At 66.1% G+C, this 23565-nt stretch carries 21 protein-coding genes; 3 read left to right on the top strand and 18 right to left on the bottom strand.

Annotated features, from left to right (window positions below; translation table 11 throughout):
• Nucleotides 1–54: 54 nt before the first annotated feature.
• The 7 genes from ACPTTF_RS19910 to ACPTTF_RS19880 all read right to left on the bottom strand — a co-directional run bounded on the left by ACPTTF_RS19910 (nucleotide 55) and on the right by ACPTTF_RS19880 (nucleotide 8539).
• On the bottom strand, nucleotides 55–1245 hold the full coding sequence (locus tag ACPTTF_RS19910) for an efflux RND transporter periplasmic adaptor subunit (RefSeq protein WP_423367876.1): 1191 nt from the start codon (nucleotides 1243–1245) through the stop codon (nucleotides 55–57).
• On the bottom strand, nucleotides 1245–3128 hold the full coding sequence (locus ACPTTF_RS19905) for an efflux transporter outer membrane subunit (protein ID WP_423367875.1): 1884 nt from the start codon (nucleotides 3126–3128) through the stop codon (nucleotides 1245–1247). Before ACPTTF_RS19905 ends, ACPTTF_RS19910 begins: the two co-directional genes overlap by 1 nt.
• Before the next feature lie 8 nt (nucleotides 3129–3136).
• Complete coding sequence (locus tag ACPTTF_RS19900; RefSeq protein ID WP_423367874.1) at nucleotides 3137–4087, bottom strand: glycosyltransferase family 2 protein; 951 nt, start codon at nucleotides 4085–4087, stop codon at nucleotides 3137–3139.
• Between the two features lie 10 nt (nucleotides 4088–4097).
• The gene (locus tag ACPTTF_RS19895) at nucleotides 4098–5693 is read right to left on the bottom strand and encodes a DHA2 family efflux MFS transporter permease subunit (protein WP_423367873.1); all 1596 of its coding nucleotides are present in this window, start codon (nucleotides 5691–5693) and stop codon (nucleotides 4098–4100) included.
• Nucleotides 5690–6973 (bottom strand): glycosyltransferase, encoded by a 1284-nt coding sequence (locus ACPTTF_RS19890; protein WP_423367872.1) that lies wholly within the window; start codon nucleotides 6971–6973, stop codon nucleotides 5690–5692. The genes ACPTTF_RS19895 and ACPTTF_RS19890 overlap by 4 nt, the downstream gene beginning before the upstream one ends.
• 17 nt (nucleotides 6974–6990) lie before the next feature.
• Entirely contained in the window at nucleotides 6991–7560 is a 570-nt protein-coding gene (locus ACPTTF_RS19885; RefSeq protein ID WP_166965283.1) for a methyltransferase, read from the bottom strand.
• A gap of 76 nt (nucleotides 7561–7636) precedes the next feature.
• Nucleotides 7637–8539, bottom strand: a complete 903-nt coding sequence (locus ACPTTF_RS19880) for an alpha/beta fold hydrolase (RefSeq protein ID WP_166965285.1) — start codon at nucleotides 8537–8539, stop codon at nucleotides 7637–7639.
• Between the two features lie 720 nt (nucleotides 8540–9259).
• Here ACPTTF_RS19880 and betI point away from each other — a divergent pair.
• The 3 genes from betI to betA are packed head-to-tail and all read left to right on the top strand — an operon-like array spanning nucleotide 9260 to nucleotide 13072.
• On the top strand, nucleotides 9260–9844 hold the full coding sequence (gene betI / locus ACPTTF_RS19875; RefSeq protein WP_166965287.1) for a transcriptional regulator BetI: 585 nt from the start codon (nucleotides 9260–9262) through the stop codon (nucleotides 9842–9844).
• A 32-nt stretch (nucleotides 9845–9876) separates the two neighbouring features.
• Nucleotides 9877–11346: a betaine-aldehyde dehydrogenase gene (betB, locus tag ACPTTF_RS19870; protein ID WP_089448234.1), complete on the top strand. Its 1470-nt coding sequence runs from the start codon at nucleotides 9877–9879 to the stop codon at nucleotides 11344–11346.
• A gap of 25 nt (nucleotides 11347–11371) precedes the next feature.
• Entirely contained in the window at nucleotides 11372–13072 is a 1701-nt protein-coding gene (gene betA, locus ACPTTF_RS19865) for a choline dehydrogenase (protein ID WP_166965291.1), read from the top strand.
• Between the two features lie 236 nt (nucleotides 13073–13308).
• Here the strand turns inward: betA and ACPTTF_RS19860 are convergent, their stop codons facing one another.
• The 11 genes from ACPTTF_RS19860 to ACPTTF_RS19810 all read right to left on the bottom strand — a co-directional run bounded on the left by ACPTTF_RS19860 (nucleotide 13309) and on the right by ACPTTF_RS19810 (nucleotide 23528).
• Entirely contained in the window at nucleotides 13309–14595 is a 1287-nt protein-coding gene (locus tag ACPTTF_RS19860) for a type II toxin-antitoxin system HipA family toxin (protein ID WP_423367871.1), read from the bottom strand.
• Complete coding sequence (locus tag ACPTTF_RS19855; RefSeq protein WP_347814798.1) at nucleotides 14588–14902, bottom strand: helix-turn-helix transcriptional regulator; 315 nt, start codon at nucleotides 14900–14902, stop codon at nucleotides 14588–14590. The genes ACPTTF_RS19860 and ACPTTF_RS19855 overlap by 8 nt, the downstream gene beginning before the upstream one ends.
• Nucleotides 14903–15201: 299 nt before the next feature.
• Nucleotides 15202–15786, bottom strand: coding sequence for a dual specificity protein phosphatase family protein (locus ACPTTF_RS19850; RefSeq protein WP_423367870.1), 585 nt, complete (start codon nucleotides 15784–15786; stop codon nucleotides 15202–15204).
• A 13-nt stretch (nucleotides 15787–15799) separates the two neighbouring features.
• The gene (locus tag ACPTTF_RS19845; RefSeq protein WP_423367869.1) at nucleotides 15800–16294 is read right to left on the bottom strand and encodes a hypothetical protein; all 495 of its coding nucleotides are present in this window, start codon (nucleotides 16292–16294) and stop codon (nucleotides 15800–15802) included.
• Nucleotides 16291–17433 (bottom strand): MGDG synthase family glycosyltransferase, encoded by a 1143-nt coding sequence (locus ACPTTF_RS19840; RefSeq protein WP_423367868.1) that lies wholly within the window; start codon nucleotides 17431–17433, stop codon nucleotides 16291–16293. Before ACPTTF_RS19840 ends, ACPTTF_RS19845 begins: the two co-directional genes overlap by 4 nt.
• A gap of 609 nt (nucleotides 17434–18042) precedes the next feature.
• Nucleotides 18043–19302 carry an IS256 family transposase gene (locus ACPTTF_RS19835; RefSeq protein WP_423367867.1) on the bottom strand — a complete coding sequence of 420 codons (1260 nt, stop codon included), beginning with the start codon at nucleotides 19300–19302 and terminating at the stop codon, nucleotides 18043–18045.
• A 68-nt stretch (nucleotides 19303–19370) separates the two neighbouring features.
• Nucleotides 19371–20465 carry a hypothetical protein gene (locus ACPTTF_RS19830; RefSeq protein ID WP_423367866.1) on the bottom strand — a complete coding sequence of 365 codons (1095 nt, stop codon included), beginning with the start codon at nucleotides 20463–20465 and terminating at the stop codon, nucleotides 19371–19373.
• A gap of 240 nt (nucleotides 20466–20705) precedes the next feature.
• Nucleotides 20706–21209 (bottom strand): activator protein, encoded by a 504-nt coding sequence (locus ACPTTF_RS19825; RefSeq protein WP_423367865.1) that lies wholly within the window; start codon nucleotides 21207–21209, stop codon nucleotides 20706–20708.
• A gap of 181 nt (nucleotides 21210–21390) precedes the next feature.
• Nucleotides 21391–21897, bottom strand: a complete 507-nt coding sequence (locus tag ACPTTF_RS19820) for an activator protein (RefSeq protein ID WP_423367864.1) — start codon at nucleotides 21895–21897, stop codon at nucleotides 21391–21393.
• Between the two features lie 181 nt (nucleotides 21898–22078).
• Complete coding sequence (locus ACPTTF_RS19815; protein ID WP_423367863.1) at nucleotides 22079–22582, bottom strand: activator protein; 504 nt, start codon at nucleotides 22580–22582, stop codon at nucleotides 22079–22081.
• Between the two features lie 121 nt (nucleotides 22583–22703).
• Nucleotides 22704–23528, bottom strand: coding sequence for an OmpW/AlkL family protein (locus tag ACPTTF_RS19810; RefSeq protein ID WP_166965309.1), 825 nt, complete (start codon nucleotides 23526–23528; stop codon nucleotides 22704–22706).
• Nucleotides 23529–23565 lie beyond the last annotated feature (37 nt).

Genomic DNA, 23565 nt, shown 5'->3' with positions numbered 1-23565 from the left:
CCTCACCGACAATTGCGTCGAGCGCGCCGGTCGATCGCACCGCTCGGTCGCTTATTATCCGCCCTGATTCTCGCGAATGATCGCGGCGACAGCGCTTTCCGCCTCACTCGCTACCCCGTCGTGCACGCGCGTGCTGACGGCCGGCGTCGGCGGCTCGCTGTCTAGCGCGTGGCCGTTGCGGTCGTGCGTGTCGACCGTTGCACGCATCGACAGCCCGACGCGCAGCGGATGCGCGGCGAGATCGCGCGGCTCGAGCGCGATCACGACCGGCACGCGCTGCACGACCTTGATCCAGTTGCCGGCCGCGTTCTGCGACGGCAGCATCGAGAACGCGCTGCCCGTGCCCGCCGAGAAGCCCTGCACGCGGCCGCGATAGGTCACGCGCGAACCGTAGAGATCCGACACGACCTCGACCGGCTGCCCGATGCGCATGTGGCGGATCTGCCCTTCCTTGAAATTCGCCTCGATCCACAGCTGGTTGAGCTGCACGATCGACATCAGCGGCACGCCGGGCCCGACCTGCTGGCCGACCTGTACCGAACGCTGCCCGATCGTGCCGTCGACGGGGGCGACGATCGTGGTGCGCTTCAGGTTGCGGTACGCGAGCTTGAACTGCGCGGCGGCCTGCACGACGGCCGGGCTTTCGTCGACGGGCAGCTTGCTGCCGAGCGCGCGCGCCGCGTCGAGCTGCGCCTGCGCGGCCGCGAGATTCGCCTGCGCACCGGCGACCGCCGCCCGTGCCCGCGCGAGTTCCTCGGGTGCGACGATCTCCACCGATGCGCCCGAGCGCGCGGCAAACGCGCGCTGTGCGAGCGACAGGTCGGCGCGCCGCGCGTTCACGGCCTCGACGTACATCGTGTTCGAGATCTTCGCGTTCGCGAACTGCCGCACGGCCTGCGCGAGCTGCGCCTTCGCCTGCGCGAACGCGACGGACGCCTCGGTGTCGTCGAGCTTCACGAGCGTCTGGCCGGCGCGCACGGCCTGCGTATCGGCGACCACGACGTCGGTCACCGATCCCGGGATCTGCGCGGCGACCTGGACGATGCTGCCGGCAACGTACGCGTCGTCGGTGTCTTCGTAATAGCGATCGCTCAGCAGCCAGTATGCGATCCAGGCCAGCGCGGCCACCAGCACGACCGCGAAAAACACGATGAAGCGCTTGCGGCGCGTCGCGCGGCGCGCGTCGAGTGCCGGGTCGTTCAGTGCGGCCGGCGGCGCGGCGGTATGAAGGTTGTCGTGGTGCATCAGTCGCTTTGCGTAACGATCAGACGATCGTGCTGGAACAGGGGGATCGGCGGCATGACCGACGCGCCCGGCGCCGGGTTCGCCGCCGCCGTGCGCGCGGCAACGGGGGTGCCGCGAAGCGTCGCGCCAACGGCCGGCGTGCGTGCCATGTCGTCGCGTCGTGCGGCCCCCGCATTCGATGCGGCGACGACCTGCGGGACGGCTGCGCTTTGCGCACGCGCATCGGTAGAGGCTCCCGCCGCCGATCGGCTCGCGGTCGCGGCGGCGGGCGGTATGGTCGATGTGGTCGTGACGACCGCAGCCGCCACGGCGGGCGCCGAGGGTGCGGCGCTCGAAGCGCCTCGCTTCGCCGCCCCGCTACGCGGCCGATGCACGGCCGGCGCCTGCGCGACCGTCGCGCCCGCATCGAACCCGCCGCCCAACGCGCCGATCAGCCCGACACGCAGCGTGCGCTGCCGGCCGAGCAACGCGATCATCTGCGCGCGCTCGTCGATCAGCGTGAGATCCGCGACATCCACGTCCTTCTGCATCAGCACGCCGCGCCGGTGACGGTCGGTCGCGATCTGCACGATCTTCTGCGCGGCCGCGACCGCGTCCTGTTGCTGCGCGACGAGCGTCTGCGACGTCTGCAGCGACGTGACGAACTGCGCGACCTGGCCGAGCGCGTCGTCGACGGTCTTGTTGTACAGCCCGATCGCCACATCGGCCTGTGCGACATCCGCGCCGAGCTTCGCCTTCAGCCGGCCGCGATCGAAAATCGGCAGCGAGATCGCCGGGCCGACGGAGCCGGCGAGTGAGTCGCGCGAGAACAGCGACGCGGGCGTCAGTGCAAACACGCCGCCGAGCGCGACGAGGTTCACGTCCGGATAGAACTGCGCGCGCGTCGAATCGGCATTCGCGAACGCGGCTTCGACGCGCAACCGTGCGGCGACGACGTCGGGCCGGCGGCCGAGGAGACCGGCCGGCAACCGCGCGGGCAGCGCGCCGCCGGCAAATGCGCCGACGCGCGGCCGCTGCAGCGCGAGCCCGCGCTCCGGGCCGCGACCCGACAGCACGCCGAGCTGCAGTTGCGCGAGCTTGATCTGCTCGTCGTTCAGCGCGATCTGCGCGAGCAGCTTGCTGCGCTTGATCGATGCATCGCTCGCGTCGTACGCGTTGTCGAGCCCGCGCGCGGTACGCTCGCGCACCACGGTCGTCACGCGCTGGCTGACCTGCAGTTTCTGCTGCAGCAGGTCCTGCGTCGCATACGCCTGGTCGAGCTGGCAGTACACGGTGACGATCGCGACCGCCAGCGTGAGCCGCACCTGCTCGGCCTCGACCCGCGCCGCTTCACGCAGCGACATCAGGCTCTTCGTCGCGGCGCGGTTCTTGCCCCACAGGTCGAGCTGGTAGTTGAGCCCGACGAACACCGACGACGGCGATACGTTCGGATCACCAAAGATCTCGACCGGCACGCGATAGCCGCCGACCGACACGTTCGCGACGTCGTCGCCCGGCTTCGGCATCCGCGAACGGCTGACCGTTGCGCCGGCCGTGCCCGTCAGCCCCGTCAACGAATCGAACTGCTGAAGCTGGGCCTGCGCGATCCGCAGCCGCGCCTGCGCGACCTGCAGGTCGGGGTTGTTCTGCGATGCCTCGGCGACCAGCGCATCGAGCTGCGGATCCTGCAGCTGCTTCACCCAGTCGGGCGCGGGCCACGCACCGTTCACGCCGGGGCCGGCCGTATGCACGAGCGCATCGTCGGCCGGCGCGCGCAACGACAGTGACGGCAGGAAGCCCGTCGGCACGCATCCGCCCAACGCCAGCGACATCGCCGCGACACCGATCAACGCACCGCCCTTCACGCTGCGCGCCAGACCCGCTGCTTGTTTCACACGCCGCATCGCGCCCCTCATCCCTGCTGAATGCGCTGCTGAACGCGCTGCGCACGCGCGGCCAGACGTGGCCGTGTGTGTTCGAGCGGGCCGAGCCGGCCGAACAGGCCGTCCGCGATGCCGAACAGGATGCCGGCAAGCTTCGCGCGCTTGTCGCGTTCGACGAGCGCGATCTGCACAACCTGCCACACGGTCAGCAGGTTCGGCACGATCGCCACCGGAAAGCGCAGCCCGTACTGCATCCCGAGCTGCACCGCATTGCGTGCGCTGTAGTAGCGCCGTTGCCACGAGTGATTCATCGACGTCATTTCGAAAGGGCCGAGCGCATGACGCTGCTTCGCGCCGATCCGGTGCGGCAGCACCAGCGACGGCACGACATAGAGCGGCACGTTGCGCGCGAGCGCGCGGAAGCTGTACTCGGTGTCGACGTGATCGATGAACAGCGTCTCGTCGAAGCGGCCAAGCACGTCGAAGGCGTCGCGCGACACGACGCAGCCCGACGAGATCAGGAACGCGCAGCGCTGCAGCGGCGCACCCGGCTCGATGCGCAGGCGACGCAGCCCGATCCCGTTGGTCGAGAGTTCCGGCAGGAAACTGCGCGCGTTCTCGTCGAAAATGCGCGGGCCGGCCAGGAACGCGCGCCCCGCGAGCCCCGCGCAGACATCGCGCATCGCGGGGAAATACGCGGCGGGCACGGACGAATCCTGGTCGAACAGCGCGACGGCATCGAGGCGGTCGCGAAACAGCACCGCGAGGCCTGCGTTGTACGCGCCCGCAATGCCGCCCCGATTGCCGTGATGCAGCAGCGCGATGCCCTCGCGCGCGCACAGCTCGCGGGCTCGCGCATCGGGCTGCGGCGTGTTGTCGACGACGAGCAGCGCGTCGCACGCGTGCCGCCAGGCGCCGAGCGCGTCGAGCTGCGCATCGCTCGGGTGATACAGGATCACGAGTGCGCCGAGTGTCGTCATGTTCCTCTCCTCAATGCCCGAACGACGCCGCCGCGCCACGCTTCGGCCGCGTCAGCCACATCATTGCCGCGAGTGCGAGACACGTCATGCTCGCCATCCAGAACATGTCGTTGGTCGCCATCATGTACGCCTGCTGCATCACGACCTGGTGCAGCGTCGTCAGCTCGCGCACGCCGTCCACGCCCATCGCGTTCAGCGTGTGCACGAAACGCTGCGTGTTCGCCGACGCGTGCGTGACGGATTGCGACACGACGTCGTAGTGATAGGTCGCGCGGTTGTCCCACAGCGTCACGCTCATCGCGGTGCCGAACGCGGCCGACAGCGTGCGCAGGAAGTTCGACAGGCTCGACGCGGCGGCGAGCCGGTCGTCCGGAATGCGCGACAGCGTCGCGGCCGTCAGCGGAATGAAGAAGCACGGCAGCCCGATCCCCTGGATCAGCCCCGGCGCGGCGATCTGCGCAAACGTCATCTTCAGCGTGAAATGCGCATCCCACGCGAGCACGGCCGCGAACACGAGGAAGCCGAAGGTCGCGAGCACGCGCGCGTCGAAGCGATGCGCATGCAACCCGACGAGGATCGAGAACACCAGCGCGAGCACGCCGAGCGACGCCGTGGCGAGCCCCGCGTGAAACGCGTTGTAGCCCATCACGGCCTGCATCCACAGCGGGAACACGACGCCGACCACCGAGAAGCTCATCATCCCGAGCGAGATGATCAGCACGCAGAACGAGAACGTACGATCGCGAAACAGGCTCAGGTCGACGACGGGATGCGCTTCGCCCGCCTCCCAGATCAGCAGCGACACGATTGCAAGCCCCGCGACCACCGCCAGCGTGACGATCAGCGGCGAACCGAACCAGCCGCGATCGTGGCCGAGATCGAGCATCGCCTGCAGCGAGCCGACGCCGATCACGAGCAGCACGATGCCCGGCACGTCGATCGGGCCGGCCGTGCCGCGTTGCGCGTCGGGGCGCAGCATCGCGGTGCAGACCGCGAACGAGAACAGCCCGATCGGCAGGTTGATCAGGAAGATCCACGGCCACGAGAAGTTGTCGACGATCCAGCCGCCCACCACCGGCCCGAAGATCGGCGCGAGCAGCACCGTCATCGCCCACAACGCGAGCGCGATCGTGCGTTTGTCCGGCGGGAACGTGCGCAGCAGGATGGTCTGCGACAGCGGCACCATCGGCCCCGAACACAGCCCCTGCAGCGCGCGGCAGATCACGAGCACGTGCAGGTCGCGCGCGAGGCCGCACAGCAGCGACGTCAGCGTGAACAGCAGCACTGCGCCGACGAACAGCCGCAATTCGCCGACGCGGCGCGCGAGCCAGCCCGTCAGCGGCACCGCGATCGCGGCCGCGACCGAATACGAGCTGATCACCCACGTGCCCTGGCTGTTCGATACGCCGAGACTGCCGGAGATCGCCGGTACCGCGACGTTCGTCACGGTGGAGTCGAGCACCTCGATGAAGGTCGCGAGCGACAGCGCGAACGTCAGCAGCGCGAGCCGGATGCCGCGCACCGGCTGCGCGGCCGGCGCGGGGGCCGGCACGTCGAACGCGGACGGCGTGACGGGCCCGTCGTGAAGCGGCGACGCGGTGCTCATGCGCCGGCCACCGCGACTTCGGGCCGCACGGCTGCCCGCCCGCGCGCCGGCGCGAACCGTTCGATGAAATCGGCGGCGGCATCGCAGCCGTCGCGTTCGGCCGCCAGCCGTGCGCGTGTACGCGCCGCGTGCGCCGCAAACGCGGGTTCGCCGAGCACGCGCGCGAGCGCCGCGCCGAGGCGCGCACCGTCGATCGGGCCGTCGACCCGCACGCCGCAGCCGCTCACGGCGACCCGTTGCGCGTTGTCGAACTGGTCGTGCGCGAACGGTGTCACCACCTGCGCGATCCCGGCTTCGAACGCGAGCGCCGCCGTGCCGATCCCGCCGTGATGCACGAGCGCGCGACAGCGCGGCAGCAGCGTGCGCATCGGCACGAAACGGCGCACGAGCAAACGGTCGCCGTCCGGCGCCGCATCGTGCGGCGTCAGCAGGATCCCGCGCGCGCCGGTCGCGCGCAGCGCGTCCGCCACCGCGCGCGCATAGGCCGCGTGATCGACGCGTGTCGAACCGGCCGTGAACACGACCGGGGGCTCACCGGCCGCGAGAAACGCATCGAGTGCCACATCATCGTCAGGTGTCGCAATATCGTTGAACAGAGGAAAACCGCTTTGCAGATGATTCGACGGCCAGTCAGGCTGCGGCGGCGCGAACCAGCCGGGAAACAGGCACAGCACGCCGTCAGTCGAATGCAGCCAGCGGCCCAGCACGCGCCGCGCCGGCGCGAGCCCGAGATCGCGGCGCACCGCGTTGAGCGCGGGGCCGCATGCGCGGTCGAGCACCTGACGCTCGATCAGCGTCATCAGCGCCGCCTTCACGGGCAGCGGCCAACGCGCGGGAATCGTCAGGCGCGGGTGGGTCGGCGGCGCATGCGCGGACAGCAGCGTCGACGGCGACACCTGCACCGACACGTACGGCGTGCCGTGCAACTCCTGCATGAAGCGCGCGGAGAACGCCCACAGCGTGCCGACCAGCACCGTATCGCCGTCGGCCCGCGCGCGCAGTGCGTCGTAATGCGGGCGCAGCGTCGGCGCGATCACCTGCCACAGCGTACGGAACGACGTGCGCGAATCCCACAGCGCGGGGTTCGCCATCGCGGCCTCGTAGTCGGCCGCGGTGCCGATCGGCACGAATTCGAACCCGCAATGGCGCACGGCCGCCTCGAACGGCGCATGCGTGCAGAACACGACGTCGTGACCGCGCGCCGCGAGCGTGCGCGCGACGCCGAGCAGCGGATGCACGTCGCCCGCCGAGCCGATCGCGGTCACGATCATCTTCGCCATTGCGCGCCTCGCGGGGTTCAGTAGAAGCCGGGAATCAGCGCCGCGACCTCGCGGCGGTACTGCGCGTACGCCGGCCCGAAATACCCGGTCAGCCAGCTTTCCTCGACGCGCACCTTGTACGCGAGCGACGCGAACACGAGCAGCACGCCGATCGCGCCGCGCCATTCGCCGCCGATCAGCGCGGCGCCGACGAGCGCGATCAGGCAGCCCGTATAGATCGGGTGGCGCACGAGCGCGTACGGCCCCGTGCGCACGAGTTCGTGGTCTTCCTTCAGCGTGACCGACACGCTCCAGTTCGTGCCCAGATGCAGCCGCGCCCATACCGAGAACAGCAGGCCGGCGGCCAGCACCGCGAGCCCGCACTGCGCTTGCAGGCCGAAGCGCTGCCAGTCGGGCACGAGCGCTTGCCACGACGGATCGGGCAGGATGATCAGCGCGCCGCCGACGATCAGCGGAATCGACTGCAGCGTGCGCGAGCGCGAAGCCTCCTTGCGCACGGTCGTCTTCACGCCTTGCGAAGTGGCAATCCAGTAGGCGAGCCACGCGGCCCACGGAACGACGATGGCGATGGTCTGAACGATATTCACGGCTGGCCTGCCTCGTTGGGATGGGAATTCGGATGCGCCGGATGTGCCCGATGCGCCGGGCGCACGGCGTGCGACGTCACGACGACAACGCGTGCATCGGCGCGGGCATGCACGCCTGCGAGGCGGCGTGCGCGATGCCGGCGGCGAGCGACGACTCGCCGCAGAAAAAGTCGAGCAGCGCCGACCGCGTGTATTCGCGCTGCGCGCGGCCTTCGATGTCGAGGAAGTGGCCGGCATCCGGCACCGTCGCGAACCGCGCGCGCGGCACGTGCGCACCGAGCTGGCGCACGTCGGCGGGCGTCGTGTAGTCGTCACGCTCGCCGTTCAGGAACAGCAGCTCGCAGCCGATGTTCGAGAACTCGCTGAAATAGCGCTCCGGCTGCAGCGACAGGATCTGGTCGACGTGGAACGCGACCTGGTCCTGCTCGTCGCGCGGCAGGCGCGTGAGGTACCGGTAGTTGTACAGCTTCATGATGCGCGGCAGGTAGCGGCCGACGGTGTCGTTCAGCAGCTGCGCGGCCTTCAGGTTCTCGCCGGCCGCGATGTGGTCGCGGGCGCGCGTCACGTAGTCGACCATCGCATCGTTCAGGAACGGCGAGAACGAGCAGATCGCCGCGCGCCGCACGCTCGGGCAGCCGCGTGCAAGTGCGAACAGAGACGCGACGCCGCCCCACGACACCGACACGAGGTAAGCCGGCGCGAAGCGCTCGACCAGGTGCTGCAGGATCGCGGCTTCGTCGTCCTTCGTCAGGATGAAGCAACCCGGGTTGTGTTGGCGCGACTGCCCCGCGTACGGCAGGTCGAAGCAGATCGTGTTCATCCGCTCGCCGAGATACTGGACGGTCTGCCCGAACGACGCGGTCGTCGCGAGCGCGCCGTTGACGAGCATTGCCGTGTCGAACGCCGGGTCGAACACGTTCCGTTCGACGTAGACCTTCAGACCATTCGGCAACGGGACCACGTGTTTTTCGGTCAGCATCGTCGTTCTCCGGTGGATGCGGCGTCTCGACGTCGCGGCATGCTGCAGGTGCGCAATGACTGCGCCGGTTATCGCGCGCAATCCGAATCGCGCTGTTGGCCAATGCACCGCGGCAATACCGGCGGCATCGATTCATTCCTCGTAGTGCGGCGCCATACTAATACGGACAATATTACTGACTCAAGTCATTCCAACGATAGCCTCTACTCTTCCCGGAAATACGGTCGATTCAAATTATTCCCGCATTTTTTATGGTAAGCCGAACTCTTCAGAGCGCGGCCGCAATCGTTTGCCAAGCGACGATCGATCCCCGTTTAATCTTCATATATTCATTTAAAATCAATGCGTTGATTCGTTTCATTCGCTTATTTCAAACGGATTTTCATGAATGAATCGTGACGTCGTTTCTCCGACCGACTTCCATACTTCACCGAGTATCACACTGCTCAATACTCTTTCATTCCGTAATCGCTTCGACACCTGCAACGATTAACCGGATTGATCGCACACCTCAGAAAGTGTTTTAAACAAAATCCAGCTTTTTTAATCATCTTTCGATTATTTTTCCGCACCTGCACAACGCGCAGTCGGGCCCCCCTCTCGCCTGCCCGGCACACACCGTCACCGTCAGACCCCGATTTTTTGTTGATTGAACGATCAATAAAAAACCGCTAAGCTCTCGACTTCCAGGGACGGCCCGTCCGGGCGAAGGGAGTCGCGATGCCGAAAGTCGGAATGCGGGAGATTCGCCGCGCACAGTTGATCGACGCCACGCTGCGTTCGATCGACGAAGCGGGCCTGCCCGGCACGACGCTTGCATCGGTCGCGCAGCGCGCGAACATCTCGACGGGCATCGTCAGCCACTACTTCGGCGACAAGGACGGCCTGCTCGAAGCGACGATGCGGCACGTGCTGCGCGACCTGTGGTCGGCCACCACGCGCCGCCGCGTGGCGGCGCGCAAGGATCCGCGTGCCCGGCTGCGCGCGATCGTCGCCGCGAACTTCGACGACACGCAGGTCAGCGCGCCCGTGATGAAGACGTGGCTCGCGTTCTGGTCGCAGAGCATGCACGACCCGATGCTCAAGCGCCTGCAGCACGTCAACACGCGGCGCCTCCATTCGAACCTGTGCGCCGAATTCGCGAAGGCGTTGCCGCTCGCGAAGGCGCGCGAAGCCGCCAGCGGCCTCGCCGCGCTGATCGACGGCCTGTGGCTGCGCGGCGCACTCGCCGGCGGCCCGATCGACACCCGGGCTGCATTGAAGCTCGCCCACGATTACATCGACCTGCTGCTCGCGTCCGACTGACGCGTCACGCAGTCGCCCTCAAGGAGATCCTCATGTCCGTATTCGGTTTGCAGCGCCTCTACATCGGCGGCGGTTACGTCGACGCCACGAGCGGCAAGACTTTCGACACCTTCGATCCCGCCACCGGCGAACTGCTCGCACAGGTGCAGCAGGCCAGCGCGGCCGACGTCGACCGTGCCGTTGCGTCCGCGCAGGAAGGCCAGCGCGAATGGGCCGCGATGACCGCGATGCAGCGCTCGCGCATCCTGCGCCGCGCGGTCGACCTGCTGCGCGAGCGCAACGACGAGCTCGCCGCACTCGAAACGCGCGACACGGGCAAGCCGATCGGCGAGACGCTCGCGGTCGACATCGTCACCGGCGCGGACGTGATCGAGTATTACGCGGGCCTCGCGACCGCGATCGAAGGGCTGCAGGTGCCGCTGCGCGCGGAATCGTTCGTCTACACGCGCCGCGAGCCGCTCGGCGTGTGCGCGGGCATCGGCGCGTGGAACTACCCGATCCAGATCGCCTGCTGGAAGACGGCGCCCGCGCTCGCGGCCGGCAACGCAATGGTGTTCAAGCCGAGCGAAGTCACGCCGCTGACCGCGCTGAAGCTCGCGGAAATCTATACGGAAGCCGGCGTGCCGGCCGGCGTGTTCAACGTCGTGCAGGGCGACGGCTCCGTCGGCGCGCTGCTCACGGGCCATCCGGACATCGCGAAGGTGTCGTTCACGGGCGGCGTCGAGACGGGCAAGAAGGTGATGTCGCTGGCCGGCGCGTCGTCGCTGAAGGAAGTGACGATGGAGCTCGGCGGCAAGTCGCCGCTGATCGTGTTCGACGATGCGGATCTCGACCGTGCGGCCGACATCGCAGTGACCGCCAACTTCTTCAGCTCGGGCCAGGTCTGCACGAACGGCACGCGCGTGTTCGTGCACCGCTCGATCAAGGACGCGTTCACGCAAAAGGTGCTCGAACGCGTGAAGCGCATCCGTGTCGGCAAGCCGACCGATGCCGATACCAACTTCGGCCCGCTTGTGTCGGCCGCGCAACTCGACAAGGTGCTCGGCTTCATCGAAAGCGGCAAGGCCGAAGGCGCGAAGCTGCTCGCCGGCGGCACGCGCCTGACCGACGGCCACTTCGGCAGCGGCCAGTACGTCGCGCCGACCGTGTTCGGCGATTGCCGCGACGACATGAAGATCGTCCGCGAGGAAATCTTCGGGCCGGTGATGAGCATCCTCGATTTCGAATCGGAGGACGAAGTGATCGCCCGCGCGAACGACACGCACTACGGCCTGGCAGCCGGTGTCGTGACCGAGAACCTGTCGCGCGCGCACCGCACGATCCACCGCCTCGAAGCCGGCATCTGCTGGATCAACACGTGGGGCGAATCGCCGGCCGAGATGCCGGTTGGCGGATACAAGCAATCCGGTGTCGGACGCGAGAACGGCATCACGACGCTCGAGCACTACACTCGAATCAAGTCGGTGCAGGTCGAGCTCGGCCGCTACAACCCGGTGTTTTGAGAATCACGAAAGGAGACTGACCGTCATGACGACACGCGAATACGACTACATCATCTGCGGCGCAGGTTCCGCGGGCAACGTGCTCGCAACGCGCCTGACGGAGGATCCGGACGTCACGGTGCTGCTGCTCGAAGCGGGTGGCCCCGACTACCGCTTCGACTTCCGCACGCAGATGCCGGCGGCGCTGGCCTATCCGCTGCAGGGCCGCCGCTACAACTGGGCGTACGAAACCGACCCCGAGCCGCACATGGACAACCGCCGGATGGAATGCGGGCGCGGCAAGGGGCTCGGCGGCTCGTCGCTGATCAACGGGATGTGCTACATCCGCGGCAACGCGCTCGACTACGACAACTGGTCGACGCACAAGGGTCTCGAGAACTGGACGTATCTCGACTGCCTGCCGTACTTCAAGAAAGCCGAGACGCGCGATGTCGGCCCGAACGACTATCACGGCGGCAACGGCCCCGTGTCGGTCACGACCAGCAAGCCGGGCGTGAACCCGCTGTTCGAGGCGATGGTCGACGCGGGCGTGCAGGCCGGTTATCCGCGCACCGACGACCTGAACGGCTATCAGCAGGAAGGCTTCGGCCCGATGGACCGCACCGTCACGCCGAAGGGCCGCCGCGCGAGCACCGCACGCGGTTATCTCGACCAGGCACGTGCACGGCCGAACCTCGAGATCGTCACGCACGCGCTCGCCGATCGCATCCTGTTCGACGGCAAGCGCGCATCGGGCGTCACGTACCTGCGCGGCAGCGAGCGCGCGAGCGCGCATGCGCGCCGCGAAGTGCTCGTGTGCAGCGGCGCGATCGCATCGCCGCAACTGCTGCAGCGCTCGGGCGTCGGCCCCGGCGCGTGGCTGAAGGAACTCGACATTCCCGTCGTGCTCGACCTGCCCGGCGTCGGCCAGAACCTGCAGGATCACCTGGAGATGTACATCCAGTACGAGTGCAAGGAACCGGTCTCGCTGTATCCGGCGCTCAAGTGGTGGAACCAGCCGAAGATCGGCCTCGAATGGATGCTGAACGGCACGGGCCTCGGCGCGAGCAACCACTTCGAGGCGGGCGGTTTCATCCGCACGCGCGACGACGATCTGTGGCCGAACATCCAGTATCACTTCCTGCCGGTGGCGATCAACTACAACGGCTCGAACGCGATCGAGATGCACGGCTTCCAGGCGCACGTGGGCTCAATGCGCTCGCCGAGCCGCGGCCGCGTGAAGCTGCGCTCGCGCGATCCGAACGACCATCCGAGCATCCTGTTCAACTACATGGCCGAAGCGCTCGACTGGCGCGAGTTCCGCGATGCGATCCGCGCGACGCGCGAGATCATGCGGCAGCCTGCGCTCGACCGCTATCGCGGCCGCGAGCTGAACCCGGGCGCCGACTGCAAGAGCGACAAGGAACTCGACGCGTTCGTGCGGGCCCGCGCGGAGACGGCGTTCCATCCGTCGTGCTCGTGCAAGATGGGTTACGACGACATGGCCGTGGTCGATGAAGAAGGCCGCGTGCACGGGCTGGAGGGGCTGCGTGTGGTCGATGCGTCGATCATGCCGATCATCACGACCGGCAACCTCAATGCGCCGACTATCATGATCGCCGAGAAGATCGCCGACAAGATTCGTGGCAAGCAGCCGCTCGCGCGCGTCGACGTGCCTTATTTCGTCGCGAATGGAGCGCTGGCGCGCAATGTCGCGAAGGCGGTGCGGCAGCCGGAGACGGTCTGACGACGGCGGGCGTTCTGCCCGCTCTTCGGTGTACTGACAAAACGCCGCCGACAGTGATTGTCGGCGGCGTTTTTTTACGGTGACTTGCGCGGAAGCGCGCTCCCGACTTGCCGCCATGTGATCGTATCGGCCGGATGCGTTCGCGGGCGCACGCGTTTTGAAATGAGGCTACCGGGATACGCGCTACCGGGCGAACGGCCGGAGGACTTCTGAACCGTTCGCATGCCGATCCATCCTCACCGGCGAGAGCGGCCGGTGTGTCCTTGGCGTAGCAGCGCTACGTTCTGGTCGATGCGGCCCTGGATCATGCGCAAGGTGTCTCGAGTAATGACCGACGCGTACATGCTGTCGGCAATGTCTGCAAACTGGCTGGCCACCTCGCAAATGCCGTCAATCGTCATGCCGGCAACGGCCTGGGGCACCTCAGCCTCCTCGGCAAGCCGAAGCATGTGCGTGCGAGAAATCTCCAGAGCCTCACCCATCACGTCCATCTGGTGATATCCACCAGGCCCCTCGCAGAAAGTCACGTCGTAAGCCGGTGCCAGCCTCCACTGACCATCCGGCGCCATGATGTAGGCGAAGTTCTTCGGATGGTCGTCCCGGTTGTTGAACGCAACATTGAAGACGGTACGCTCGAAGGCCACCGCCATTTGTCGCACATCGTTGGTACACATCTGCGTCGCCCGCAAGAAGTTGACGTAGTCCAACGCCCCCGGCGTCCGGTAATCCGCACCCGTAAAGGCGGCGAGGCTCTGCATGGGGACGCGCAACCCATCGTGGCGATCAAAGCGCTTGCTGGCAAACGCCGCCAGCCCATTGGGCAAACTGAAGTGCTGCGTGTCCGGGGTCTCGATGCCGCACCTGCGCAGACATTCGGCGTAGACCATCTCGATGGCGCACACCTCGGAATGTTCTTCATTGGCCGGGAACTTGACCAGCCAGGCGTCGAAGCCCGGCGTGATGGCCGTGGTCAACCCGCCGGTTTGGGGATCGCGATAGACCAGGGCCTTGGGCCTTGCACCTTGGGGCGAGCCGCCCACCAGCAGCAATGTCTGCAGGAACGCACCACCTTCTCCATGGAGCACCTTCTGCACGTCAACGGCGAGCTGTTCCAGCGGGATGTGGACATCCGGTGCCGCTCCTTCAGGCGCCACGGGCTCGAACGTCATGGCCCCCATCGCATTGCCACCGATGTAGGCCAACCGCGCCAGGGGACCGATGCGCGCCGTGGTGAGTCCACGGCTCCTGAACATGCGGTCCATCAGCAGCATGCCCCACCCGTCCGGCAAGGCGTCATAGACGGGCCCCGGCAGTTGCAATTGGAAGTCCGGGAAATCTCGCCGCAAGTTGGGACCATCCAGCGGCAGCGTGTACGAGGACAGCTCCAAGCCCCTTTGCCTCGCTTCATTGCTGTACTCGAATGCGATCATCGGGCGACTGCTCAGGGCGGTCGTAGAGACCAGCGTGCCCCAATGCCATCGCTCCCCCCAGCCCTCGTAGAAGACGTTCACTTGTTCAGGCATTGCCGGACTTCCTCCTTGTACGGAGGCGCTTGGCTGTTTTCTCGTAGCGCAGAATGTCCTCGATGCTGTCCAGCTTTGGCTGGAACAGGCCTTCGAGCTCCTTGATTCGGCCAAGCGCCATCGCCACCCGGACTACGGCCTCGAAGCCCACATTGCGCCCGGCTTCCAGGTTGGACACGGTGTTGGTCGCAATGCCGGCACGCCCGGCCAGATCGGCTTGCGTCATGCCCAGCGCCAAACGCTCGGTGCGCAAGCGCTCGCAGAGTCGCTTGACGACCTCACTTGGCTTGCTGAAGCTTAAATCCAGCATAGTGCGTCCCGTTTCCATTCTGTGCCGGTTAACACCCAAAATTATAGAATTAATGGCACTTCTGCTCAAGGCACTTAATTCCTTGATTTTGCGTCTTATCGGCAAAACTTCCTGGGCAACCACAACATATTGGAGTTAATCAGCTCCGCACCAAAGAGGCGCGGATCAGACCGCCCCGGGTTGCGCTGACTATCCGGGGCAATCCGGAGACGGTCTGACGACGGCGGGCGTGCTGCCCGGTCGCCCAAAAGAAACGCCGCCGACGGTTCCCGTCGGCGGCGTTTTTCCTTTCCGGCTCAGCCGTTGTTGACCTCTTGCCGCAACCGCTCGACGTCCACGCGCTTCAGGTAGTTCGTGATGTTCTGCCAGATCGGATGGAACCCGTAGCCGCCATGCTGCAGCTCGTCGAGCGCCTGCTCGCGCGTCCAGCCCTGGTACACCATCCGGTACAACGCCGACACGAGGCCGGTACGATCGGCGCCGTGCTGGCAGTGGATCAGCACCGGGCCGTCCTGGTCGGCCGTACGCAGCGCCTTCAGCGCCGCGACCATGTCTTCGTCGCGGATGTCCCAGGTGTTGATCCGGATGCGCTGCATCTTGATCTGCGTGCCGGCCAGGATGCTGTCGTCCGCGTGAAACGAACGGAAGCTGATGACCTTGCGAATGCCGAGCTTCTGCAGTTCCGGCACATCCGAGCGCGACAGCTGGGCGCTGCGGTACAGCGTCGGTGTGATGCGGTGCAGGTTGTTCACATGCGCATCGGTCACGTTCTGCGCCCATTTGATCGGCCGGGCGGACACCTCGGAGGCCGGGTCCGCGTGGGCCGGCTGCACGAGCCCAGCGAGCGTGACAGTGATCGCGGCAATGACGGCGAATTTCATGTCGGGTCGGGGATCAATAAAATGCGCGCTTGCGCTCGCGGGAAAGAATGAACAGCACGATCGCGGCCGCGCTCATGGTCCAGTAGTCGGTCGGCGCCACGCCGAGCCAGTGGATATGCCACGGCACGTTGGCCGGATTGAAGCGGGCCAACCCGTACGCCGGATTCAGCACGAACCACAGGAAATCCTCGGTCAGCCAGAACACCATGATGCACGCGACGATCCGCGCTTCGATGCGCCACGACCACCGCGCGTTGAAGATGGGCGGCAGGTGGAAGAACAGCGCGACGAACGGGAACACCCACGCGTGGTAGCCGGTCATCGGCCGCCCGCCCCAGAAGATGTCGAGCAGCCAGTGATGCTCGATGCGCCACGTCGGCAGGTTGGCCGCCCAGCCAGCGCTGCCTTCGATCTGGATCTCCACGTTCGCGAAGAAATACGCGAGCAGCACGACCCACGCGACGACGAACAACGTATGGCGCGTCGGCACAAAACGCGCGACGCTCATGCGGCGGGCTCCAGGCCCAGCACGCGATCGAGCACGAAGCGGCCGGCGAGCGGCCGGCCGAGCGGCGCGAGACGGCGGCGCATGTCGGCGAGACGCTCCGGCGTCTGCAGCAACGCGCGGATCCGGTAGACGAGCGCGTCGTCGTCGATCGCCTTCAGCGCGACACCCTGTTCGAGCAGGAAATCCGCATTGCGCTCTTCCTGGCCCGGAATCGGCGAGTTGACGATCATCGGCAACTGCATCGCGAGACATTCGGACGTCGTCAGGCCGCCCGGCTTCGTGATGACGAGGTCGGCGCAGGCCATCAGGCGCTCGACCTGCTGCGTGAAACCCTGCGGAAACAACCGGCCCGGATGCTGCGCGGCCAATTTCTGCAACGACGCGAGCATCGCCTTGTTCTTGCCCGCCAGCGCGATCAGCTGGAAGTCGGCATCCATCTCGAGCAGCCGCGTCGCCAGCACGTCGAGCCCGCCGAGGCCCGCGCCGCCGGACATCATCAGGAACGTTGGCCGCGCGGGATCAAGGCCGAACTCGGCCGCGCAGGCCGCGCGATCGAGCGGCTGGCCGAACGCCGGCATGATCGGGATGCCGCTGACGTGCACCGTTTCAGGCGCCATGCCGCGGGCATGCATGCGCCACGCGATCTCGTCGTTGGCCGCGAAGTAGCCGCGCATGTTCGGCACGACCCACATGCTGTGCAGGTCGAAATCGGTGACCTGCACCCACACCGGCGTGTCGACGCGCGCCTTGCGGATCTCGCGCGACAGCAGTTCGGCCGGCAGGAAGTGCGTGCAGATGATCGCATCCGGGCGCTGCCGTTCGATCTCGGCGAGCAGCTTCCGGCAATTGAGCCGCTCGATCGCGCGCCGGATCTTCTGCGACGGCGCGGCGGGATCGACTTCGTCGGTCTTCTGGTACAGGTAGCCCCACAGCGCCGGCTGGCTGCTGACGAGCTTGATGTAGAGATCGGTGTACAGCTTGCGGAAGCCGGTGGACACGAAATCCATCACGTCCAGGTGGGTGGCTTCGATGCCGGCGGGATGGTGATCGGCGAACGCGCGGATCGCTTCGGCCGCTCGGGTATGGCCGGCGCCGGCGCTGACGCTCAGGAGGAGGATCTTCTTGCTTTGCTTTGACATCTGACTGACCGTTTCGATGAAGAGGGTCCGGATGCAGGTTCGCGGCAGCGCTCTCACACGGCGGCTGTTTGCGTCCGGCTTACAACAAGCTTGGCAGATCTATGGCGATGCGGGCGGGCGGTGACATCGAAGCGATCGCCGGCATCGACTGCGGAATCATACTGCGTTCGGGCGATGGCACCGGAATCGGGGGACACGGGCAGGCTGGGTGGTTTGGCGTTTGGCGTTTGGCGTTTGGCGTTTGGCGTTTGGCGTGGGGCGTGGGGCGTGGGGCGTATGGTGCGGGGTGCGGGGTGCGGGGTGCGGGGTGCAGGGGCGCAGGGGCGCAGGGGCGCAGGGGCGCAGGGGCGCAGGGGCGCAGGGGCGCAGGGCCAGTGTAGACGCTGACGGCATGACGGCTCGGCGCGCCGCCTCCTGATGCCCGTTCGCGCGTGCGAACGGGGTCCGGCATGTCAGCGCGAATCAGGATACGCAGGATGCGCGTGCGCGAGTCGTTTGGAATCCTCTCTGATCGATTCGAAAGAGGAATCGGCAAAGCCGGGCGTCAACCGGCCTTGTCCCAGTGTTCGCGAAGGTATCCGGAATTTCGTGTGTGAGGCGGGTTGAGATTCAGACTCCAATGTTGAATCGTTCCGGGTAAAGCAGTGCAAACTGCGTCATCGCGCTCTTCCAATCGTGTCGGGAGCCGGTCCATTTGGCAACGACGTTGCGCAGCGCCAGCCAGATCAACTTCAGCGCGGCCTCGTCCGACGGGAAGTGACCGCGCGCCTTGATGATCTTCCGAAGCTGCATGTGCAGCGACTCGATCGCGTTGGTCGTATATACAATTTTCCGGATGTCAGGCGCGAAGGCATAGAACGGAATCACCTGATCCCAGGCCCGGCGCCAGAGTGCAGCAATCGGGGGGTATTTCGTGCCCCACGGGCTCGTATCGAACGCCTCTAGCGCCACGGCGGCGGCTTCAGCCGACGGTGCCCGGTAGATCTCCTTGAGCGCCGCCGCGACCGATTTCCTGTCTTTCCAGCTGGCGAAGTCCAGCGAGTTTCGGATCAGATGCACGATGCAGGTCTGGACCGTCGTTTCCGGGAACACCGTGTTGATCGCTTCCGGGAAGCCCTTCAAGCCGTCGACCACGGCGATCAAGATGTCCTGCACGCCGCGCAGCTTCAGGTCGTTCACCACCCGCAACCAGAACTTGGCCCCCTCGGTCTGCTCGATCCAAAGGCCGAGCACGTCGCGCGTGCCATCGCGGCGTACGCCCAGCGCCAGATAGATCGCCTTGTTGCGCACGACGCCTTCGTCGCGGATCTTGACTCGCAAGGCATCGAAGAACACGACCGGGTACATCGGCTCAAGCGGCCGCTGCTGCCATTCGCGCACTTCGTCGATCACGGCATCGGTCACCGTGCTGATGAAGTCCGGCGACACCTCGATGCCGTACATCTCCAGCAGGAAACCCTGAATCTCCCGCACGCTCATGCCGCGTGCGTACATCGCGATGATCTTGCCGTCGAAGCCGGTGAAGCGTCGCTCGCCCTTGGCGATCAGCACCGGATCAAAGGTGCCTTCACGGTCGCGCGGAATCTCGACGTCGAGTAGGTCATCGTCGGTCGCGATGCGCTTGCGGCTGGTGCCGTTGCGATGGTTCGTGCGGTCTACCGGCTTGGCTTCGCCCTTCTCGTAGCCCAGGTGGTGGGTCAGTTCGCCGCCCAGCGCGCGCTCGAAGATCGCCTTCTTGAGCGCGGCGAGCTGCTCGTTGATCGTCGCCCGATCCAGCGTTCCGGGTACCAGTTGCTTGATCAGTTCCGGGTCCAGGTTCAAGCCCTTGCCCGGTTCAATCGTCACTTCTTCCTTGCGTTTGCGTGGCATAAAGTGGCTCCTTGGCCGTCAGTTTATGCCTCACACACAAAGATTCGGATAGGCTCGTGTTCGCCGAATCAGGGTGCTGCGCCGTCCCGCTTCCGCATCCGCTTCCCGCGGACGATCGGGTTCCATCGCGACGTCAGGCTCATTGCGCCACGCAGGTGATCGAATGCGACGTCCTCCTTCGGCCCGAAGCGGCTGACCGCCGGCCACGCGAGCACATGATCGAGCCACGCCTGCCACTCGTCACCATGAAAACGGCGACCGATTTCCCGCACGGCGTCGTCCGGTGCTGCGATCACGATGCCCGCCAGCAGGTAGTAAGCCCAAAAGCTGCCCGCGCCGACGAGTTGATCCAGCCTGCACACAGATAACGCCGCGAGCAGCCCGTCCACCGACGCGAGATCGGAACGATGCGTGCGGATCGCCTGCGCAACGAGATTGTGCTGACCTCCATACGCGGCGATGGAGGCCCCATTGCCGGCGGCGAGCACGGCCGAGAACATCACGAGCGCGGCCATCTCGTCGATGCGCGATGCATCGTCGCGCGGCCCGCACACGCGCAGCACAATCGCGTCGATGACGGCGCCAGGCATGGCCGACGTTTCTCCACTCGCCGCCGCGACGACGGCGAGCCTCTCTCTCAGGTTGTTCGCAGGCGGCGGGTCGTCCGGCGCGCCCCTTTCATGTGCGGTGCATGCGCCGGCATCGCCCTCGCTGCATTCGACACCACGGGCAATCCGCTCGAGCGCGGCCCAGCCGACATCGGGGTCGTCGAATGCACATGCATCGATCACACCGTGCGCGGTGTCGAACACCACGCGCGAACCGGGGCAACTGCGTTCGGCTTCGGCGAGTTGCTGCATCGAAGGCACATGCGAGCATGCACCGCGCGGGTCGGTCAGGTCGCATGCACAGGCGCCGCCGTCCGATGCGATCCACGGTGCGAGCCCGTGAAGAACGGCCGCTGCGTCATGCGACAGATTCGCGCCTGTCCGCATCCGTATCGCATGCGACACGGCGACAGTCGTGTCGCCGGCATCGGCCGCCATCGCTGCGCAAGCGGCAGCGTCGAGATGATCGATCAGGTACTGCAACCACGCGGCCGTGCGCAGCCGGTCAGGCGTCGCGCCGCGGGCATCACCATACTTTGCTGGATCGGTAAGCATGGGTCTTCCGGGATAGTTCTGACCAATTGGAATTGTGTTGTTTCAACCGAATCGGACGGCGCGGCACGCCGCGCCGCGCCAGTCCTGCCTGTCCGCCCGGATCGGATCGCGACACGGGCGGTCAGCCGGCCGTCGCGCCGATACGCGCGACGACACGAATACATCGAGAAATGGGGAGTCCGCCATACGTATCGCACGCCCCCACGTGCGCAACGGGCACCCGCGTCGACTCGCGGGCTCTTACTGCACGTGGAGCTTCGGCGACGCCATGAGCGTGCCGGTCAACCTGCAGTCGGGTGTCCAGTCGGCATTGTTGAACGTGAGCGACGAATTCGAATCGTTCCATGCCGCCACGAGCTTGCTCGGCTCGCAAGCTCCGAGCAGCTTGAAGTCCACCTGCGCGTTGTTGATCGAAAGCTGTGTCGCGCTGTCCACCTGCCCTGTCCATGGCGAAGCGCTGCTCGCGGTACCGCTAACCAACTGACACAAGCTACCTCCGTTGAACTGCACCGACACGATATTGACGATACCCGCCGGCGTAATCGTTCCGTTGAGCGTCATGGAGCAGTTCGCGATGATCTGCTTTTTGACGAGCGACGTCAGCCCCGTCGCGGAAAACGGCTCGCCGTTCGGATTCATCGGCTGACCGTCCACGCGCGAAACGGTCACTGCAAAAGCAGGCGCGGCCGAAACCGCGGTGAATGTCACCGCAGCAACGAGCGATAAAATTTGACGAATTTTCATCTGCACAACCCTCTCTCTTGATATATGGCGGCCTTCCACGAGAAACGCGACCGCTCTGCCGAACGAATCCGGCCGCCGCGCCGATACGCACGACGGCACGGGCCCATCGAAACTGCAAATACCCGCCGCACCTGCCGCACGGCCCTCGCGCGCAGCCGGTACCCGCTTCGATCCGCGACGCTTACTGCACGTGGAACTTCGGCGACGTCATGAGCCAGCCGTTTACCGTGCAATCCGGCGTCAGCACGGCGTTGTTGAGCGTCACCCGCGAGTCCGCATCACTCCACGCCGCCGTGATCTTGCTCGGTCCACAAGTACCGAGCACCCGCATGTCCAGCTTCACGTTGTTGATCGACACTTGCGTCGTGCTGTCCACGTTTCCCGTCCATGGCGCCGCACTGCTCGCGCTACCGGTGAACAACACGCACAATGCGCCGCCGGTGAACTGGGTCGACGTGATGTTGATGATGCCGGTCGGTGTGACGGTGCCGTTGACCGTCGTCGTACAGTTAATCGGACTGAACGCTCCCTTCTGGAGCGACGTCAGCCCCGACGCGGAAAACGGCTCGCCGTTCGGATTCATCGGCTGGCCGTCCACGCGTAAAACGGTCACTGCCAATGCAGGCGCGGCCGAAACCGCGGTCAATACCACCGCAGCAACAAGCGATGCGATCTGACGAATGTTCATCTGTACGACCCTCTCTCTTGATATATGGCGGCTTTCCACGAGAAACGCGACCGCTCTGCCGAACGAATCCGGCCGCCGCGCCGATACGCACGACGGCACGAACCCATCGAAACCGCGAATACCCACCGCGCGTACCGCACGGCCCTCGCGCGCGGCGGGTACCCGCTTCAATCCGCGACGCTTACTGCACGTGGAACTTCGGCGATGTCGCGACCGTGCCGCCCACCGTGCAATCCGGCGTCAGCGTGGCGTTGTTGAACGTCAGCGACGAGTTCGGATCGCTCCACGTCGTCACGACCTTGCTCGGCCCGCAGGTACCGAGCAGCGTGACGTTCACCTTGACGTTGTTGATCGTCAACTGCGTCGCGCTGTCGGCCTGCCCCGTCCACGGCGACGTGCTACTGGCGCTGCCGTTGATCAGCCCGCACGTCGCAGCGCCCGAGAACGTCGTCGACGTGATGTTGACGATGCCGGTCGACGTGATCGTGCCGTTGAAGGTCGCGCTACAGGTTGCACTGATCGATCCCTTGCTGAGGTTCGTGAGCCCCGTCGCGGAGAACGGCTCCCCGTTCGGATTCATGGCCTGACCATCGGCCCGCGTAACGGTCACTGCGAAAGCAGGCGCGGCCGAAACCGCGGTGAAAGCCACTGCAGCAACAAGCGATACGATTTTGCGAATGCTCATTTGAACTGCCCCCTCTCTTCACAAATGGCGGCATGCCGCCAGGAACGCGACCGCCCGGCCGGAATGGTCCGGCCAGCCGGTCGCAGGAAGCCGCCGGCGCGCGTCATGCGCGCCGGACGGCTCAGAACTTGTAGGAAATCCCGACGAACGTGATCAGCGGATCGGCCTTCAGCCGTGTGCGCGTGGTGGCGAGCGTCGAACCGTCGGCCGCCTTGATCACGAGCGACGAGTAGGTCTTCAGCGGCATGTAGGTCAGCGTCGCCGTCACCCCCCAGTGCTTGTCGATCGCATAGCTCGCGCCGACGTTGTAGACCGGCGTGAACGACGACGACGCCTTGCCCTCGACCGACGTCGGCCCCGGCTTGCCGGCGCCGGCCGCGAGCACGCTGCCGAGGTTCTGGTTGATGTCCCTCGCGAAGTTGCCGTTCAGTTCGATGTTGCTGAACCAGCTGTAGGCCACGCCGATCCCGACGAACGGCCGGAACCGCGCCGTCGACGAGTTGAAGTAGTACTGCAGAATGATCGTGGGGCTCCACTGCCGTGCGTTCTTTACGGCCGGCTGGTTCGCCGGATCATCCATGTTGACGCTGCCGAGCGCACCGGCCGGGCCGGGCGGCTTGATCGTGCCGTGCCCGGTCAGCGTGAACTCGGGCGGCACACCAAGCACCGACGTCACCGCGATGTGGTCGGTGAAGAAGTGCGTGAGCGTCAGGCCGACCGTATCGGCGTTGTTGACGGTCAGGCTCGTGCCCGGTGACGTGAACGACCCGGGCAGGCGCAGCGGCCCGTTGATCGGCATGCTGGCGAGATTCGTCGTGAGCCCGTTGGTCGAATCCTGCGGCATGATGTGCAGCCAGCCCAGCGTCGCGACGTTGTCGCCCGCCTGCTGGGCCGATGCGAGCGTCGATACGCCTGCGACGACACCCGCGACAATCAGCTTCTTCATGAAGTCTCCTTCTCATTCTGTCCGGGCGCCGCGCACT

Source organism: Burkholderia crassaminum, assembly GCF_964265005.1.
Classification (GTDB): domain Bacteria; phylum Pseudomonadota; class Gammaproteobacteria; order Burkholderiales; family Burkholderiaceae; genus Burkholderia.
This window is presented reverse-complemented; position numbering and strand designations above follow the sequence as displayed.